The organism is Nocardioides sp. B-3, from assembly GCF_024703895.1.
GTDB lineage: Bacteria > Actinomycetota > Actinomycetes > Propionibacteriales > Nocardioidaceae > Nocardioides.
Genome location: NZ_CP087968.1, coordinates 4,406,707 through 4,420,851 on the forward strand (window position 1 = coordinate 4,406,707; position 14,145 = coordinate 4,420,851).

The following is a 14,145-nucleotide window of genomic DNA, read 5'->3' on the forward strand; positions in this document are numbered from 1 at the left end:
CTCGTTTCCGCTGGCTTCGTGCCTTTGACCTGATCCGTCCTCGGCCGGAGCCAACATTGGCAGCGTGCGCTTTCCCGCCCGGAAAGTCCGTTACGGATCGGGTACGTCTCCCCGCCAATACCCAATACGGAGAGTGCAAGGCACCGGCCCACGACCGACAGCATCACGCGGAGCTGATCCGTAAGTCGCCCCAGTCCCGGGATCGCCACCGGACGGGTGCACCGAGGACGAGTCCACGATAAATCACGCTACCGGCGATCGGGTTCGCCGCAAGGGGGTCCTTGGGTCCTTGCGGTGGTCGCTGCGGACGCGGGGAACTGGTCATCACCAGCGCCTCAGCCGAGGACCGTGACGACGCCGGCTCCGCCCACACCGATGTTGTGTTGCAAACCGATCCGCGCTCCCTCGACCTGACGGCCGTCGGCAATCGCGCCTCGGAGCTGTTGGGTGAGCTCGGTGATCTGCGCCAGTCCCGTGGCACCGATCGGGTGCCCCTTGGAGAGCAGACCCCCCGATGGGTTGACGACGACGCGACCGCCGTAGGTGTTGTCGCCGTCCTCGATGAACTTCTCCGACGTGCCCGGAGCTGTGAGACCCAGCGCCTCGTAGGCGAGGATCTCGTTGACCGTGAAGCAATCGTGCAACTCGACCACGTCGACGTCGCCCGGGCCCAGACCCGCCTGTTCGTAGGCCGCGGCGGCGGCCTGCTCGGTGACGCCGTAACCGACGACCCCCGACAGGTCGTCCGGATCGAAGCTCACCGCCGTGTCCGTCGCCAGCCCCTGCCCCGGGATCCGGGTACCGGAGTCGATGTCGTGTGCCCGGGCGAAGTCGGACGTACAGACGATGACCGCAGCGGCGCCGTTGGTGGGCGGGCACGCCTGCAACCGCGTCAGCGACTTGAATAGCCTCGGCGAGGCCAGCACCTGCTCGACCGTCACTGGGTCACGGAAAACGGCGTTCGCGTTGGAGCGGGCGTGCTGTCGCGCCTTGACCGTCACCTTCAAGAAGGTTTCGGGTCGCGTTCCGTATCGCTCCATGTAGTCGGCTCCGGCAGCCCCGAAGAGCAGGAGCGCCATCGGCACCTCCTCAGTCCCTTCGTAGCGGCGGGCGACAACGTCGATGAAGTCCCGGACCGGGCTCGGGCGGTCAGTCCACATCATGTTGAGCGCGCCCTTCTGCATCTGCTCGAAGCCGAATGCAAGGGCGCAATCAGCGGTTCCGCTACGCACCGCTTGGCTCGCCAGCCACAGGGCGGTCGACCCGGACGAGCAGTTGTTGTTGACATTGACGATCGGCATCCCAGTCTTGCCCACGTGGTACAGGCCACGCTGCCCCGAGGTCGAGTCTCCGTAGACGTAGGCGGCATACGCCCGGTCGACGTCAGTCAGTTCCAGACCCGCATCGCTCAGGGCGCGTCTGACCGCGTCGGCCGCCATCACGTCGTAGGTGGCGGATGCTCCGGGCTTGGTGAAGGGGGTCATGCCGACCCCCGCGATGATGGGCGATTCCATGGTCTGGTTCCTTCGGTGGTCGTGGGGCGCGGGTCAAGATCAGCGTGTGAGGACGTGCACGCTCGCGGCGGCGACATCCATGCCGTTGACGACACCGCCGAGCATCTGCGCGAGACCTACTCGGGCATCCGGCACCTGTACGTCGCCGGCGCGACCGCGCAGCTGGTTGGTGATGTCGGCGATGGTGCGCACGCCCGATGCGGCCAGTGGATGGCCCGGGGAGAGCAACCCGCCACTGGGGTTGACGGGTATACGCCCACCGAGAGAGGTCGCACCGGAGCGCAGCAGGGCAACGCCCTCGCCGCGCTCGCACAGTCCGAGGTCCTCGTAGTGGACGATCTCCTCGCTGGCGAAGGCATCGTGCAGTTCGACGACGTCGACATCGGAAGGCGAGACACCGGCCTGCTCATACGCCAGTTGCGCGGCCCGTTGTCCAGCCGGCATCGAGGTGATGTCAGGGCGCAGGAAGTCCTGCTCCCCGGAGAGCCAGTGCCGAGCCCGCGATGCGGATCGGCAGGTCGGAATACTTCTCTGCTATCTCGGCGGAGACCAGTACGACGGCGGCTGCACCGTCGGTGTTCGGGCAGCACTGCAAGAGGGTGATCGGGTCGGAGATCATCCGCGAGCCGAGCACCTCCTCCACGGTGAACCGCTTGCGATACTGGGCCCGCGGGTTGAGCGCACCAAAGTCGTGCGCCTTGACCGACACCCGGGCGAAGTCCTCGGGTGTGGCCCCGTGGGTCTCCATCAAACGTCGGGCCTGCAGGGCGAAGAGGACCGGCATCGTCAGGCCCATCTGTCCGTCGAGGTCGTCCTTGTCCGGCGGGATGAGCTTGCCGGCGACCGGGCTGGTGCTCATGGACTCGACACCGATGGCGATGCCGATGTCGATGAACCCTGCGGCGATGTCCTTGTAGAGACTGCGGACCGCGGTGGCACCGCCGGAGCAGGCATTCTCCACGTTGACCATCTCGATGCGGGCGACCCCGATGTCCTTCATGATGGCCTGACTCGTGACCATGGCGTCGAAGACTCGCGAGGTGAAGACGCTCTGCAGGTCGAGGGGGCGGATGCCGGCGTCCGCGATTGCCTCGAGCGCTGCTTGGCGGCCCATCTGCGCGGCGCTGCGCTCAGGGGTCTTGCCGAAGTCGCTCTGGCCGGTGCCGATGACGAAGACGTCACGCATCCTTGGTCTCCTTGCTCGTGGCGGGGACGAATCGGTAGGCGAGGACGTCGTGCTCGCCGTCACGCCACAGCGGCGCGATCTCGAGCCGCATTGGCGTACCTGAGGCGAGAGGCTCGTGACCGTCTGCAGCGGTCTGGCTGAAGACTCGGACGCCGTGCGGCATCAGCACGTAGCCGACGCTGTAGCCGGGTTCAAGCGCCCGTTGCCCATGTGCACCACGGTGGCGCAGAGCAGTTCACCCTTCGAACCCAGTTCACAGATCTTGATCCTGTCCTCCCCGCACTCAAGGCAACGCTCGCTCACCGGGAAAGCGATGCGTCCGCACTCGGTGCACTCCCCCGCGAGCAGAGTCGGTCCGTCGTCGGTCTCGCGGAAGAGCCCCTCGCGGACGGGAATGGTGGCTGTCATCGTCGGTCTTCCTGTTCTCGGTTCATGGCCGGTGGTCGGCGGCCTTCTTTGTTCACGGTCAGCTCGGGCCGAGGATCATGCCGGCGTCGAGTCGGATCGTGCGGCCGTTGTGCATGGGGTTGCGGACGATCTCCTCAATGAGGAGGCCAAACTCCTCCGGTCGACCCATCCGCTTCGGGAAGAGGCACTGGGCAGCGAGCTGTTCCTTGAGCGCCGGAGGCACGTGGTCGTAGATCGGGGTGTCGAAGGCACCCGGGGCCACGGTCATCACGCGGATCCCATGGATGGCGAGCTCCCGGAAGAGCGGCATCGTCATGCTCACGAGCGCACCCTTGGAGGCACTGTAGGCAACCTGTCCGACCTGACCTTCGTAGGCAGCGCCCGAGGCGACGTTGATGATGACCCCCCGTTCGCCGTCCTCGTTCGGGTCGCTGGCGGCCATGCCCGCAACCACGCTGCGCATGACGTGGATCGGTCCGTAAAGGTTGACCTTGATCCCCTTATCGAAGACCTCCATCGAGATGGGACCTCGGCTGCTGAGGAGCTTGGCGGGCGCGGGCACTGCGGCGGCGTTGACAACGATCCGCACTGGGCCGTGGTTGGCCTCGACAGCGACTACTGCGGTCTCGACCCGGTCGAGCTGGCTGACGTCGACCTTGTGATGGTGGTAGCGCTCGCCGAGCTCGGACTCGAGCTGTGCTCCCTTCGTGTCGTCGAGGTCGAATGCGGCCACGGTGGCGCCGAGGTCGATGAGGCGCCGGGCGGCTGCTTCTCCGAGTCCGGAGGCGCCCCCCGGTGACGATGGCGGTGGTGTCGAACTGCATGCTGGCTCCTTCGTTGTGGCTGTGGACCCACCTACTGGATCGACTGGTCGGTCAGTCGCCCATGACCTCGGGGCCGATGGCCGCGCGGGCGATGATGAGTTTCTGGATCTGGGGCGTGCCGTCGCCGATCTGGAAGCCGGAGATGTCACGCAGGAGCGCTTGGAGCGGCATTTCCTCCGACCACCCGACGTGTCCATGGAGGACCACGCACTCCCGGACGGCCTTGAAGCCGACCTGCGGCGCCCACCACTTGAGCATTGCCGCCTCGACCGTGTGCGGTCGGCCGGCGGAACGCGCAGCGAGCGTGGCGTCTGCGAGCGCGCGCACGGCCGCGAGGTGGGTCAGGTGCTCGGCGATCGGGAAGGTCACGCCCCAGGTAGTGGCTGAGCGGCTTGCCGAAGCTCATCCGGCGGCGCACGTGCTCGATGGTCAGGTCGAGGGCACGGTGGGCGATGCCGAGGATCATGTAGGCGATGAGCGTGCGGGTTAGGTCGAACTCCTGCATGATCAGGGCGAAACCTTGACCGCCCTCTCCCATCCGGTGCGTGGAGGGCACGAAGACGCGGTCCATCATGATCGAGCCGCGACCGACCGCCCGGAACCCGGGATCCTCGAAACGCTGCCGCGCGATGCCCGGGGAATCCATGTCCATGACGAAGGCGCTGATCCGGCCGGAGTCACTCTCTCTCGCGACCACGATCGCGACGTCCGCGTCGGGTGCCTGAGTGATCGAGGTCTTCTCCCCCGACAGCTCCCAGCCTCCCTCGACGGGCACGGCCTTGGATGTGAGTCCCCGGGCGTCGGAACCGGCTCCGGGCTCGGTGAGTGCGATCGCGCATACGGCGCGTCCCTCGACAGTCGGCGCCAACCAGCGGTCGATGACCTCTGGTGAGCCCGTGGTGAGGAACAGGTCGGCAGCCACGTTGTTGGCGAAGACCCGGTAGGCGCACGCGGCGTCGGCGTACGCCACTTCCTCGCAGGCGATGCCCGGGGCGTCCAGTCCTGCGCCCCGGCCGCCGTACTCCTCGGGCAGGCAGACCCCGAGCAGGCCGTTGTCGCCGAGGACCTTCAAGGTGTCGTCGCGGGGTAGGTGCCGCCCTTCGCCCGCTCGAGGTAACCCTCGAGGAAGTTCTTGCGGGCCAGCGAGCGCACCGCGATCCGGAAGTCGGACAGCTCGGCGTTGTCAGTCATGGTTCTCTCCAGTAGTGGTGAAGTGCGGTTCACGCTTCTCGGCGAAGGCCCGCAGCCCCTCGTGCACGTCGCCGCTGTGCAGGTGCTCCGCTGTGGCCGGGGAGCTCGAGCCGCATGGCGCTCTGCAAGGGCTGGTCCAGGGCCGTCGTCGATGGCCTGCTTGAACAGTCGTAGGGCGCTCGGGCTGCGCCGGGCGATCGCCAGTGAGAGCTCCTCGGCGCGTGTCTGGAGCTCGTCCGGCGCGACGACCTCGACGACCAAGCCCATCGTCATCGCCTGCTCTGCGGAGAGCAGTTCGCCGGTGAAGGCGAGGTACTTGGCGCGCGTCGGGCCGATCACCCGGGGCAGGCGCGCCGCCCCACCCGCACCGGGGAGCAACCCGTAGTTCATGTGGCCGTCGCCGATCCCGGCCCGCGACGAGGCGATGACGAGATCACAGTGCAGTGCGAGCTCCAGGGCCACCAGCCATCGTGATGCCGTTCAGTACGGCGATGGTCGGCTTGGTCAGTGCGGCCACCCGGGCGAAGGTCGCTCGGGCCTGCCGCTCGAAGCCGAGCATCCGGGCAGCGTCCAGGACGCCCTCCGCACCGAGGACCGCCTTGAGGTCGGCGCCGGCGCAGAACGCGCGTCCGGTGGCAGTGATGACCACCACGCGCACGGTCGGGTCGTCCGCCACCGAGCGGACGTGGACGTCCAGCTCACCGAGCAGGTCCGGGTCGAGCGCATTCATCGCGTCCGGCCGGTTGAGGATCAGCCGGGTGACCGGGCCGTGGTCCTGTCGGATCACCATAGATTGGGCGGCGCTCATCGGTCCTGCTCCCCGCGCCCTAGCTCGCGCAGCTTCTTCTTGTCGATCTTGCCCACGAGGGTCGTGGGCAACGCGTCGATGACATGCACGACCTTGGGTGTCTGATGGGCGCCCTTTGCCCGGCGCACAATCTGCTGGATCTCGGTCGTATCGACTCGCGCACCCTCGTGAACCACGACGAAGGCCGTGACGGCTTCGCCCTGGTGTCATCGGGCAGCCCGACGACAGCGACCGCAGCCACATCGGGGTGGCTGGCGATCGCATCCTCGATCTCCTTGGGATAGACGTTGAAGCCGCCGGTGATGATCATGTCCTTCGTCCGGTCGACGATGTGCAGATAGCCCCGGGACATCACGCACGGCAACGTCGCCCGTGTGCAGCCAGCCGTCGCGAAGCGTCTCCCGGGTGAGGTCGGGCAACTTCCAGTAGCCGGTCATCACGGCTCGCGAACGCACGCACAGCTCCCCCGGGGTCCCGTCCGGCACCTCCTGTCCCTGCTCGTCGACGACCCGCACCGCGGTGCCCATGACCGGTCGACCGCACGAGCTGAGCAGTTCTGGACGACCGATGGGGTCGTGCTCTTCGCGGTGCAGGCTCGTGGTCACCCCCACGCACTCGGTCTGTCCGTAGATCTGCATGAGTCTGGGGCCGAAACGGTCGAGCGCCCGGGCCAGCCGATCCGGGGTGATCGGAGCCGCTCCGTAGAAGAAGGACTGGAGACTGCTCAGGTCGCCGTCCTCGGGCGTTGTGTGGTCGAGCAATGCGTTGATCATGGTCGGCACGCCGAAGGTGCAGTTGGCCCGCTCCCGCTCGATGGCAGCGACGAAGGACTTCGGCTCGAAGCCCTGCAGGAGAATCACGGTGCCGCCACGAGCCAAGGTCGCGAAGAGTGGAAGCACGCCGGCGTGGGTGATGGGCGGTGCCACGAGGTAGCGCGGCGTCTCCGGCATTTGCCAGCTCGTCAAGGCCGCCCGGGCCAGCTCGACCATGGAGCGGTGCGGGAGCATGACGCCCTTCGGTCGGCCGGTGGTGCCGCCCGTGTATTGCAGCCGGGCGAGGTCCTCCTCGTCCGCGGGGCCGGGGACGAGGGGCTTGGCCTCGAAGCGCTGCATGGCTTCGAAGAGGTCCTCGGTTCCATCGGTCTCGCCGAAGACGAGGAGGTGGCGCACGGAGCTCGATCGTTCGGCGACCTCGAGACCGACCTTGGCGAACATCGGGTGGACGATGAGGACCTCGATCTCGGCGTCGTCGCAGATCCACACGTGGTCATCGACGGAGCCGAGGGGGTGCAGGCCGCTGTAGTGGGCACCCAGTGCGTAGGCCGCGGCCCGGGTCAACCACACCTCGGGGATGTTGACGCTGAGCGCCCCCACCCCGGAGCCGTGCACGATGCCGCGCTCCTCGAGGACCTGCTGGATGCGGCTCATCGACTCGGCGGCCTCGGCGTAGGTCATCCTCACGTCACCGAGGACGAAGGCCTCGCGCTCGGGATACCTCGCCGGGGCCTCGATGATCAGCCGGTCGTATGTGGTGCCTCGGGCGGCCTCGGTGGCCGCCGGAAGGTCGTGGTTTGTGGAAGTCATCTCATACCTCTCAGGGAGTGCTCGGTGGTCGTCAGGAGGAGCTGAGCTCTTTGCGGATTACGTGCTTGAGGATCTTTCCCGAGGGGTTGCGCGGGATGTCCCGGATGAAGAGCTCGCGCGGCAGCTTGTAGTCGGCGACGTACGTCGCCGCGAACTCGCGGATGCCCTCGAGGGTGACCTCATGACCTTCGTGCGTGGTCACCACGGCGACGATCCGCTCGCCGTAGGTGTCGTCGGGACGGCCGATGATCGCCACGTCGGCGATGTCGGGGTGCGCCGCTAGCGCGTTCTCCACCTCCACGGAGTACACGTTGCGGCCGCCGGTGATGATCATGTCTTTGAGGCGGTCGACGATCGTCATGTAGCCCTGCTCGTCGATGACGGCGAGGTCGCCGCTGTGCAGCCACCCGTCGTGGATCGTCTGGGCGGTCGCCTTGGGTTGCTTCCAGTACTCCTTCATCAGCGTTTCGCCGCGGTAGATGAGCTCGCCGGTGGCACCGGCCTCGACGTCGTTGCCGTTGGGGTCGACGACGCGGACCTCGCAGTTGGGGATGGGCCAGCGACCGGTGGCGTCCGGACGTGCGCGGACCTCGTCCGGGGTGAGGTAGATGCCGGTGGGCCCACCTTCGGTCTGGCCGCAGAGCTGGTAGAAGTCGACGTGCGGCAAGGTCGTGACCAGCTGTTCGACGGCGCTCGGCGGCATGGGAGCGGCGCCGAAGAAGCCGATTCGCCGAGCCGAGAAGTCGCGGTCGGCGAGGTCGGGCAGGCGCAGCATCAGCTGGTACATGGTGGGCACGCCGAGGAACACGGTGATCCGGGTGCCGTTCGATGGCGTCGGCCACGGCGGTGGGTTCTGAATCCGGGCAGGATCACGTGGCTCGCGCCGACCGACATCCCGTTGAGGAGGAGCAGCACCAGTTGCGCGCAGTGGTAGAGCGGTGCGACGTGCAGGTGTCGGTCGGCGCCGGTCGTGCCGAGGCTCGCCACCGAGTGACCCACCCAGAGCAGGCGATGGTGGTCGAAGAGTGCGCCCTTGGCCAGTCCGGTCGTGCCGGAGGTGTAGAGGATCATGCAGTCGTCGTCTTCGGCGACGACGACGTTAGGGGCCGTGGTCGGCTGGCCGGCCGCTTTTTCGGGCAGGCTCGGCAGACCCGTGGACGCGTCCAGTCCAAGCATCTGCGGGGCAGGGGCGATCGGGTCGTGGTCGGCCAAGCCCTCGACGACCGGCATCATTCCGGCGCCGAGGAGCAGCACGGACGCGCCCGAGTCGGTGAGCAGGTGCCGCAGTTCGTGCGACGTGGCGCGTGGGTTGAGCGGCACGAAGACCGCTCCGAGGCGGAAGGTGGCGTACATGGCGATCACGAACACGTCCGAGTTGCCGGACATCAGGGCGACCCGGTCGCCCTTGGTCACGCCGAGGGCGGCCAGCGCGTGGGCGTACTGGTTCACCTCCTCGTCGAGCTGTCGGTAGGTGCGTTCGGTCTCCCCGAAGACGAGTGCGCTCTTCGTGGGGTAGGCGTGGCTGGAGCGGGCGAGTTGTCCTGCAAGAGTTGCCATGTCGGGTCGTCCTTTGTCTGCGATGGATGAGGAGTCAGGCGTTGAAGCCGCCGGCGCAGAGGAGAACCCGGCCGCTGATGTAGTCGCTCTCGGGGAGGCAGAGCAGGTAGACCGCGCCGGCCGCTTCCTCCGGGGTGCCGGCGCGACGAAGCGGGATGCTCGCCTCGGCCTGCGCGAGGAGCTCGGGATTGACGCCGAAGCTCAGCTCCCGGTCACCGACGGTGACCGTCTCGTCGCCACCGGCGACCGACTCGGTGAGGCGGGTGCGGATGAGGCCGAAGGCCACGGCGTTGACCGTGACGTCGTAGCGGCCCCACTCCTTGGCCATCGCCTTGGTCAAGCCGACGACGCCGGCCTTGGCGGCGCTGTAGTTGGCCCGGCCGGCATTGCCCGCGGTCCCGGCGAGGGACGAGATGTTGACAACCTTGCGAGTGACGCGCGGCCCGCCGGCCGCACGCTCGGCCTTGACCGCGGCACTGATCACCGGTTGCGCACTGCGCAGGATGCGGAAGGGAGCCTTGAGGTGGACGTCGAGGATGGCGTCCCACTGCTCGTCGGTCATCTTCTGCACGACGGTGTCCCACGTGTATCCGGCGTTGTTGACGATGAGGTGCAGGCCGCCGAACTCCTCGACGGCGGTTCCCACGAAATGATCCGCGAAGTCAGGGTGCAGTGACGTCGCCCGCGCAGGCGACGGCGGTGCCACCGACGGCCTCGATGTCGGCGACGGTCTGAAGCGCCACGTCTTCGTCGAGGTCGTTGACGACGATCTTGGCGCCGTCGGCGGCCGGGCGCAGGGGCGACGGCGCGGCCGATGCCGCGGCCGGAGCCGGAGACGAGGGGCGACGCGGTCGGCGAGTGTGCGGGTCATGTGAGGTCCTCCCGGGTCAGGCGGGGGTGGGTAGGGCGATCACGGCGGTGCCGGTGATGGTGTGGGTGCCGTCCTCGAGTGAGACGGAGAGCTCGACCGTGGCCCGTCGCTCGCCGTCGATCTCGTCGACGGCGGTGACGCGGCCCCGACATGTCGGTCGCGCGTGGACCGGGGTGATAGCGACGAACCTGCCTGCGAGGCCGCGGATCTGGCGCTGGTCGACCCAGCGGGTGATCAGTCGTCCCAGATGGGCCATCGAGAGCATGCCGTGGGCGAAGACGTCGTCGAGGCCGGCAGATCGCGCGACGTCGATGTCGAGGTGGATCGGGTTGAGGTCACCCGAGGCCGGCCCGAAGACAGCCAGGCCCGCGCGTGACTTCACCCGGGGCGAAGGGGGCAGCTCGGTGCCGACCGCGATGTCGCCGGTGAACTGGGATGGGGTCGTCATGATGCTCCTTGCGGTCGGCGGTGGACGACGAGCTCACGCATCTCCACGACGGGGCGCCCGTCGTCGGTGGTGACGCTCGTCGTGCGCTCGATGAACTGGAGCGCCCCGTCGCGCTTGTCATAGACGTCGGTGATGCGCGGGGTCAGCACGAGGGTCTCTCCGGCGTGGGCGATCGAGTGGTAGGTGAAGTCCTGTTCGCCGTGGAGGATGTGGCGCAGGTCGAGCCCGAGGTCCAGCATCCATCCGGCGGCCTCCTCGATGTCACCGCCGAGGTTGAGGCCGAAGTAGAAGGTGGGCGGCGCGGGCAGGTCGGGGTGTCCGGCCGCACGCGCTGCTTCGACGTCGGTGTAGACAGGATCGGACTCGCCGATGGCCAAGGCGAAGAGCCGCAGCCGGCCACGCTCGATGACGACCGTGCGACGCGGGTGCTCCGTGCCGATGACGGACCGGTCGATGCTGCTCATGCTCGGCTCCCATCGTGGTTGCGAAATCGGGCGGTCCTGCGGGCGAAGTCCTCGGACCCGACAAGTGCGACCTGACCCTCGGCCTCGCGCTCGAGAGCGGCATCGAGGTCGGCGAGCCGAGCCTCGTTGAGGGCGTGTTTGGACCGCGTCAACGCCATCCGGGGGCGCTCGGCCACGGCTCGCGCGATCTCGTCGACAGTTGCGGCGAAGGCGGCGTCGACAACGACCCGGGAGACCAGTCCCGCCTGCGCTGCCTCGCCGGCCGACAGCCGACGCCCGCTGTAGACCGGGTCACCGGCCATGGCCCGGCCGGCCGCCGCGACGACCGTGTGAGTCAGCCCGCCGTCCGGGATGAGGCCGAGTCCGGTGAAGGGCAACAGGACGGAGGCGGACTCTGCTGCGATCGCCGGGTCGGCGGCAAGGAGGAGCGACGCGCCGTAGCCGGCGGCGGGGCCGTTGACCGCGGCAATCACTGGCACGTCGACGGTGGCGATCATGCGGATAACGGCATTCGCAACATCCATGACAATCGCGGCATCGAGGTCGCCGCTAAGGTCAGCTCCGGCACAGAAGGCACGGCCCACGCCGGTGAGCACGATGACCCGGATGGAATCTTCACCGGCCACGCCGCGCAGGCTCGCCTCCAGCTCCCGCAGTGTTTCCACGGAGACGGCGTTGAGCCGGTCGGGACCGTCGAGGGTGATGCGGGCGATCGGCCCGTCGCGCTCGACGCGCACCCGGGTCCTCATAGCGAGCGCCCGATCAGCTCGCGCATGATCTCGTTGGTGCCGCCGTAGATCTTCTGCACCCGGGCGGCGGCGTACATGCGGGCGATGGGGTACTCCATCATGTAGCCGTAACCACCGAAGACCTGCAGGCACCGGTCGACCACCTCGCACTGCACCTCAGTCCCGAAGAGCTTGGCCATCGACGCCGCGGACGCATCCGTGGTGCCGTCGATGGCGCGAGGGATGCACGCGTCCATGAACGCGTGGGCTGCAAAGGCCCCGGGTCTTGCAGTCGGCGAGCTCGAAGCGCGTGTTCTGGAAGTCGAGGATCGGCTTGCCGAAGGCCTCACGCAGCTTGGCGTACCCGACCGCCTCCGTCACGGCGGCCTCGGCCATCGCTGCTCCCCCGACCCCGATGATCAGGCGCTCCCGGGGCAACTGCTGCATCAGCTGGTAGAAGCCCTGCCCCTCGGAGTCACCGAGGAGATTGGCCACCGGCACCCGCACGTCGGTGAAGGACAGCTCGCGCGTGTCCTGCCCGTGCTGGCCGATCTTGTCGAGCACCCGGCCGCGCTCGAAGCCCTCGAGGCCGTCCAGCTCGGCGACGAGCAGCGAGATCCCTTTTGCGCCCTGACTCGTGTCCGTCTTGGCGACGATGACGAGCAGGTTCATGTGCGTGGCGTTGGAGATGAAGGTCTTGGCACCATTGATGACGTAGTGATCGCCCTCCCGCACAGCGGTGGTACTCACCGCCCGGAGATCGGATCCGGCGCCCTGGCTCGGTCATGGCAATGCCGATGACGCTTTCGCCCGATGCCAGCGAAGGTAGCCAGCGCTGCTTCTGCTCGTGGGAGCCGAAGGCGTTGATGTAGTGCGCTGCGATGGAGTGGACGTTTGCCCCGAAGGCAGTGTCGTGGGCCAAGATCAGCTCCTGCTGGACAACGGCCTCGTGACCGAAATGTCCACCCCCGCCCCCGTACTCGTCGGGGATGTCGATGCACAGCAGCCCGGCCGCGCCCGCCTTACTCCAGAACTCGCGGTCCACGTGGTGCTGCTGAGCCCAGCGCTCCCGGTGGGGCGTGGCCTCGTTGCGGAAAAAGGTTCGGGCGTGCTTGCGAAGCGCCGCCAGATCCTCGTCCTCCCGGGCTGGGGTGTACTCGGGGAACAGCGTGCTCACGTGAGATCTCCTTGGTGGTCGACGACGGCTGTGCCGATGGCGTTCCTGTCTGGCCCACCAACGCAGTGACGCCGGGTCATCGACTCTTCTGGCGACCTTGGCCGCATGAGCAGATACGCGGACAGGGCCGGGATCATGACGACCTCGCCGCGCTGGTTTGCCAGCTCACCGGCGAAGCTGACGAGCCCTCGGCCACGCTCAGGCTCGAGTCGCTTGCCGCTAATTGTGGTCCGGCCGGAGAGGACATCCCCCGGACGGACCGGTCGCCGAAGGCGCACGTTCTCCATGCCCGTGCCGCCGACGACGTGCCAGTGTTGGGTACGGCAGTTAATCTCGAGGCGCTGGTATATCGCGATGGTGTGAATCCCGCTGGCGATCAGACCGCCGAGGGCACCCTCGCGCTCGGCCCGCTCAGGCTCAGTGTGGAAGAACTGCGGATCCCACTGCGAGGCGAAGTCGATGATCGCGGCGGTCGTGACTTCGTGCTCGCCGAGCTGCCGGGTCGTGCCGACCTGCAGGTCCTCGGCGTAGACGCCTGTGTCGGGCCCTGCGTGATGCATCGAAGTGCCTCTCGTCCTCTTTTTCCGTTGACCGTATGTTTGTATAGCATCTTGGGCTCGATGTACAGGCCCTAGTGAAGAGTGTCAGACTTGGGCCGACGAAGGGAGCGAGCGATGGCGGTGTCAGCGCGACAGCAGGACCTCACGGCGAAGGCTCGAATCCGCAACACGGCGCTCGAACTGTTCGCGGTGCTCGGCGAGGAGGGCACGTCCATGCGGCATATCGCCGCGGACGCCGGGGTCACGGTGGGCCTCATCGTGCACCACTTCGGCACGAAGGACCGCCTGCGCGAGGAGGTCGAGCGCAACGTGGTCGAACAATTCGCCGAGGCGATCGCGTCAGTGCCGACGGACATCGCTCCACGCGACATCGGCCGGCGTCGTGATCGAGCAGTCGCTGAGATGCTCGCCGCCCAGCCCCTTGTGGTCACCTACGTGCGCCGTGCAGCACTCGGGCTCAACGGTCCCCACAGCGACCTCATGAGGCAATTGACCCAACTGGCCATTGATGAGGTTGCGCGGGCTCGCGCCGCCGGCCCTGGCCTCGCCGGGCAGCTCCGACGCACACACAGTTATCCGCACCATGACCCGACAATTGGGTCAACTGCTCCTCCAGCCGATGGTCGACTCGATGTGGGATCAGCTCGGCGAGGACCCTGACTCCATGGAAAAGCCGGCCCTCGCGGTCCGGATAGAATGAGCCGCTACCGCGGTGCCATGACTGGGACCCAGCCCGGACCAGAGGAGTTGACTTCGGGTCCACTGGATCCACACGGCGAAGCGGCGTCCCGGGAGGGTCCCGCCCCGAGGAACTCGTGAGCGCCAT

At 67.7% G+C, this 14,145-nt stretch carries 18 protein-coding genes and 3 pseudogenes; 1 reads left to right on the plus strand and 20 read right to left on the minus strand.

Features of this window, described 5'->3' with window-relative positions; all coding sequences use genetic code 11:
• Positions 1–335: 335 nt before the first annotated feature.
• The 20 genes and pseudogenes from LP418_RS29205 to LP418_RS29295 all read right to left on the minus strand — a co-directional run bounded on the left by LP418_RS29205 (position 336) and on the right by LP418_RS29295 (position 13,319).
• Positions 336–1,514, minus strand: coding sequence for a thiolase C-terminal domain-containing protein (locus tag LP418_RS29205; protein ID WP_257954682.1), 1,179 nt, complete (start codon positions 1,512–1,514; stop codon positions 336–338).
• 39 nt (positions 1,515–1,553) lie between these two features.
• On the minus strand, positions 1,554–1,958 hold the full coding sequence (locus tag LP418_RS29210; protein WP_257954683.1) for a thiolase family protein: 405 nt from the start codon (positions 1,956–1,958) through the stop codon (positions 1,554–1,556).
• A 10-nt stretch (positions 1,959–1,968) separates the two neighbouring features.
• The gene (locus tag LP418_RS29215) at positions 1,969–2,700 is read right to left on the minus strand and encodes a thiolase family protein (protein WP_257954684.1); all 732 of its coding nucleotides are present in this window, start codon (positions 2,698–2,700) and stop codon (positions 1,969–1,971) included.
• Between the two features lie 466 nt (positions 2,701–3,166).
• A complete protein-coding gene (locus LP418_RS29220) occupies positions 3,167–4,081 on the minus strand; it encodes an SDR family NAD(P)-dependent oxidoreductase (RefSeq protein ID WP_257954685.1) in 915 nt (304 codons plus the stop codon).
• Positions 3,984–4,301, minus strand: a complete 318-nt coding sequence (locus LP418_RS29225; protein ID WP_336275861.1) for an acyl-CoA dehydrogenase family protein — start codon at positions 4,299–4,301, stop codon at positions 3,984–3,986. The genes LP418_RS29220 and LP418_RS29225 overlap by 98 nt, the downstream gene beginning before the upstream one ends.
• 25 nt (positions 4,302–4,326) lie before the next feature.
• Positions 4,327–5,004, minus strand: a pseudogene (locus LP418_RS29230) (acyl-CoA dehydrogenase family protein); the annotation flags it as partial.
• The gene (locus tag LP418_RS29235; RefSeq protein ID WP_257954687.1) at positions 5,001–5,585 is read right to left on the minus strand and encodes an enoyl-CoA hydratase/isomerase family protein; all 585 of its coding nucleotides are present in this window, start codon (positions 5,583–5,585) and stop codon (positions 5,001–5,003) included. The gene LP418_RS29235 and the pseudogene LP418_RS29230, both read right to left, overlap by 4 nt.
• The gene (locus LP418_RS29240; protein ID WP_257954688.1) at positions 5,557–5,913 is read right to left on the minus strand and encodes an enoyl-CoA hydratase/isomerase family protein; all 357 of its coding nucleotides are present in this window, start codon (positions 5,911–5,913) and stop codon (positions 5,557–5,559) included. The genes LP418_RS29235 and LP418_RS29240 overlap by 29 nt, the downstream gene beginning before the upstream one ends.
• Before the next feature lie 125 nt (positions 5,914–6,038).
• Positions 6,039–6,172 (minus strand): annotated as a pseudogene (locus LP418_RS35060) (AMP-binding enzyme); the annotation flags it as partial.
• Positions 6,138–7,514: an AMP-binding protein gene (locus LP418_RS29245; protein WP_257954689.1), complete on the minus strand. Its 1,377-nt coding sequence runs from the start codon at positions 7,512–7,514 to the stop codon at positions 6,138–6,140. The pseudogene LP418_RS35060 and the gene LP418_RS29245, both read right to left, overlap by 35 nt.
• A 31-nt stretch (positions 7,515–7,545) precedes the next feature.
• A complete protein-coding gene (locus LP418_RS29250) occupies positions 7,546–8,322 on the minus strand; it encodes a class I adenylate-forming enzyme family protein (protein ID WP_257954690.1) in 777 nt (258 codons plus the stop codon).
• Positions 8,289–9,071, minus strand: a complete 783-nt coding sequence (locus tag LP418_RS29255; protein ID WP_257954691.1) for an AMP-binding protein — start codon at positions 9,069–9,071, stop codon at positions 8,289–8,291. Before LP418_RS29255 ends, LP418_RS29250 begins: the two co-directional genes overlap by 34 nt.
• A gap of 34 nt (positions 9,072–9,105) precedes the next feature.
• Positions 9,106–9,942 (minus strand): SDR family NAD(P)-dependent oxidoreductase, encoded by an 837-nt coding sequence (locus LP418_RS29260; RefSeq protein WP_257954692.1) that lies wholly within the window; start codon positions 9,940–9,942, stop codon positions 9,106–9,108.
• A gap of 16 nt (positions 9,943–9,958) precedes the next feature.
• The gene (locus LP418_RS29265) at positions 9,959–10,390 is read right to left on the minus strand and encodes a MaoC/PaaZ C-terminal domain-containing protein (RefSeq protein WP_257954693.1); all 432 of its coding nucleotides are present in this window, start codon (positions 10,388–10,390) and stop codon (positions 9,959–9,961) included.
• Complete coding sequence (locus LP418_RS29270) at positions 10,387–10,854, minus strand: MaoC family dehydratase N-terminal domain-containing protein (RefSeq protein WP_257954694.1); 468 nt, start codon at positions 10,852–10,854, stop codon at positions 10,387–10,389. Before LP418_RS29270 ends, LP418_RS29265 begins: the two co-directional genes overlap by 4 nt.
• On the minus strand, positions 10,851–11,591 hold the full coding sequence (locus LP418_RS29275; RefSeq protein ID WP_257954695.1) for an enoyl-CoA hydratase/isomerase family protein: 741 nt from the start codon (positions 11,589–11,591) through the stop codon (positions 10,851–10,853). Before LP418_RS29275 ends, LP418_RS29270 begins: the two co-directional genes overlap by 4 nt.
• A gap of 8 nt (positions 11,592–11,599) precedes the next feature.
• Positions 11,600–11,782 carry an acyl-CoA dehydrogenase family protein gene (locus tag LP418_RS29280; RefSeq protein WP_257954696.1) on the minus strand — a complete coding sequence of 61 codons (183 nt, stop codon included), beginning with the start codon at positions 11,780–11,782 and terminating at the stop codon, positions 11,600–11,602.
• On the minus strand, positions 11,760–12,332 hold the full coding sequence (locus LP418_RS29285) for an acyl-CoA dehydrogenase family protein (protein WP_257954697.1): 573 nt from the start codon (positions 12,330–12,332) through the stop codon (positions 11,760–11,762). The genes LP418_RS29280 and LP418_RS29285 overlap by 23 nt, the downstream gene beginning before the upstream one ends.
• Before the next feature lie 115 nt (positions 12,333–12,447).
• Positions 12,448–12,759 (minus strand): annotated as a pseudogene (locus tag LP418_RS29290) (acyl-CoA dehydrogenase family protein); the annotation flags it as partial.
• The gene (locus LP418_RS29295; protein WP_257954698.1) at positions 12,756–13,319 is read right to left on the minus strand and encodes a MaoC/PaaZ C-terminal domain-containing protein; all 564 of its coding nucleotides are present in this window, start codon (positions 13,317–13,319) and stop codon (positions 12,756–12,758) included. The gene LP418_RS29295 and the pseudogene LP418_RS29290, both read right to left, overlap by 4 nt.
• A gap of 114 nt (positions 13,320–13,433) precedes the next feature.
• Between LP418_RS29295 and LP418_RS29300 the strand changes: the two genes are divergently transcribed.
• A complete protein-coding gene (locus tag LP418_RS29300) occupies positions 13,434–13,979 on the plus strand; it encodes a TetR/AcrR family transcriptional regulator (RefSeq protein WP_257954699.1) in 546 nt (181 codons plus the stop codon).
• Positions 13,980–14,145: the final 166 nt, after the last annotated feature.

Coding starts and splice junctions, on each gene's coding strand:
- LP418_RS29205 (WP_257954682.1), bottom strand. CDS start 1,514: ATGGAATCGCCCATCATCGCGGGGGTCGGCATGACCCCCTTCACCAAG.
- LP418_RS29210 (WP_257954683.1), bottom strand. CDS start 1,958: ATGCCGGCTGGACAACGGGCCGCGCAACTGGCGTATGAGCAGGCCGGT.
- LP418_RS29215 (WP_257954684.1), bottom strand. CDS start 2,700: ATGCGTGACGTCTTCGTCATCGGCACCGGCCAGAGCGACTTCGGCAAG.
- LP418_RS29240 (WP_257954688.1), bottom strand. CDS start 5,913: ATGGTGATCCGACAGGACCACGGCCCGGTCACCCGGCTGATCCTCAAC.
- LP418_RS29245 (WP_257954689.1), bottom strand. CDS start 7,514: ATGACTTCCACAAACCACGACCTTCCGGCGGCCACCGAGGCCGCCCGA.
- LP418_RS29255 (WP_257954691.1), bottom strand. CDS start 9,071: ATGGCAACTCTTGCAGGACAACTCGCCCGCTCCAGCCACGCCTACCCC.
- LP418_RS29260 (WP_257954692.1), bottom strand. CDS start 9,942: ATGACCCGCACACTCGCCGACCGCGTCGCCCCTCGTCTCCGGCTCCGG.
- LP418_RS29265 (WP_257954693.1), bottom strand. CDS start 10,390: ATGACGACCCCATCCCAGTTCACCGGCGACATCGCGGTCGGCACCGAG.
- LP418_RS29270 (WP_257954694.1), bottom strand. CDS start 10,854: ATGAGCAGCATCGACCGGTCCGTCATCGGCACGGAGCACCCGCGTCGC.
- LP418_RS29280 (WP_257954696.1), bottom strand. CDS start 11,782: ATGGCCAAGCTCTTCGGGACTGAGGTGCAGTGCGAGGTGGTCGACCGG.
- LP418_RS29295 (WP_257954698.1), bottom strand. CDS start 13,319: ATGCATCACGCAGGGCCCGACACAGGCGTCTACGCCGAGGACCTGCAG.
- LP418_RS29300 (WP_257954699.1), top strand. CDS start 13,434: ATGGCGGTGTCAGCGCGACAGCAGGACCTCACGGCGAAGGCTCGAATC.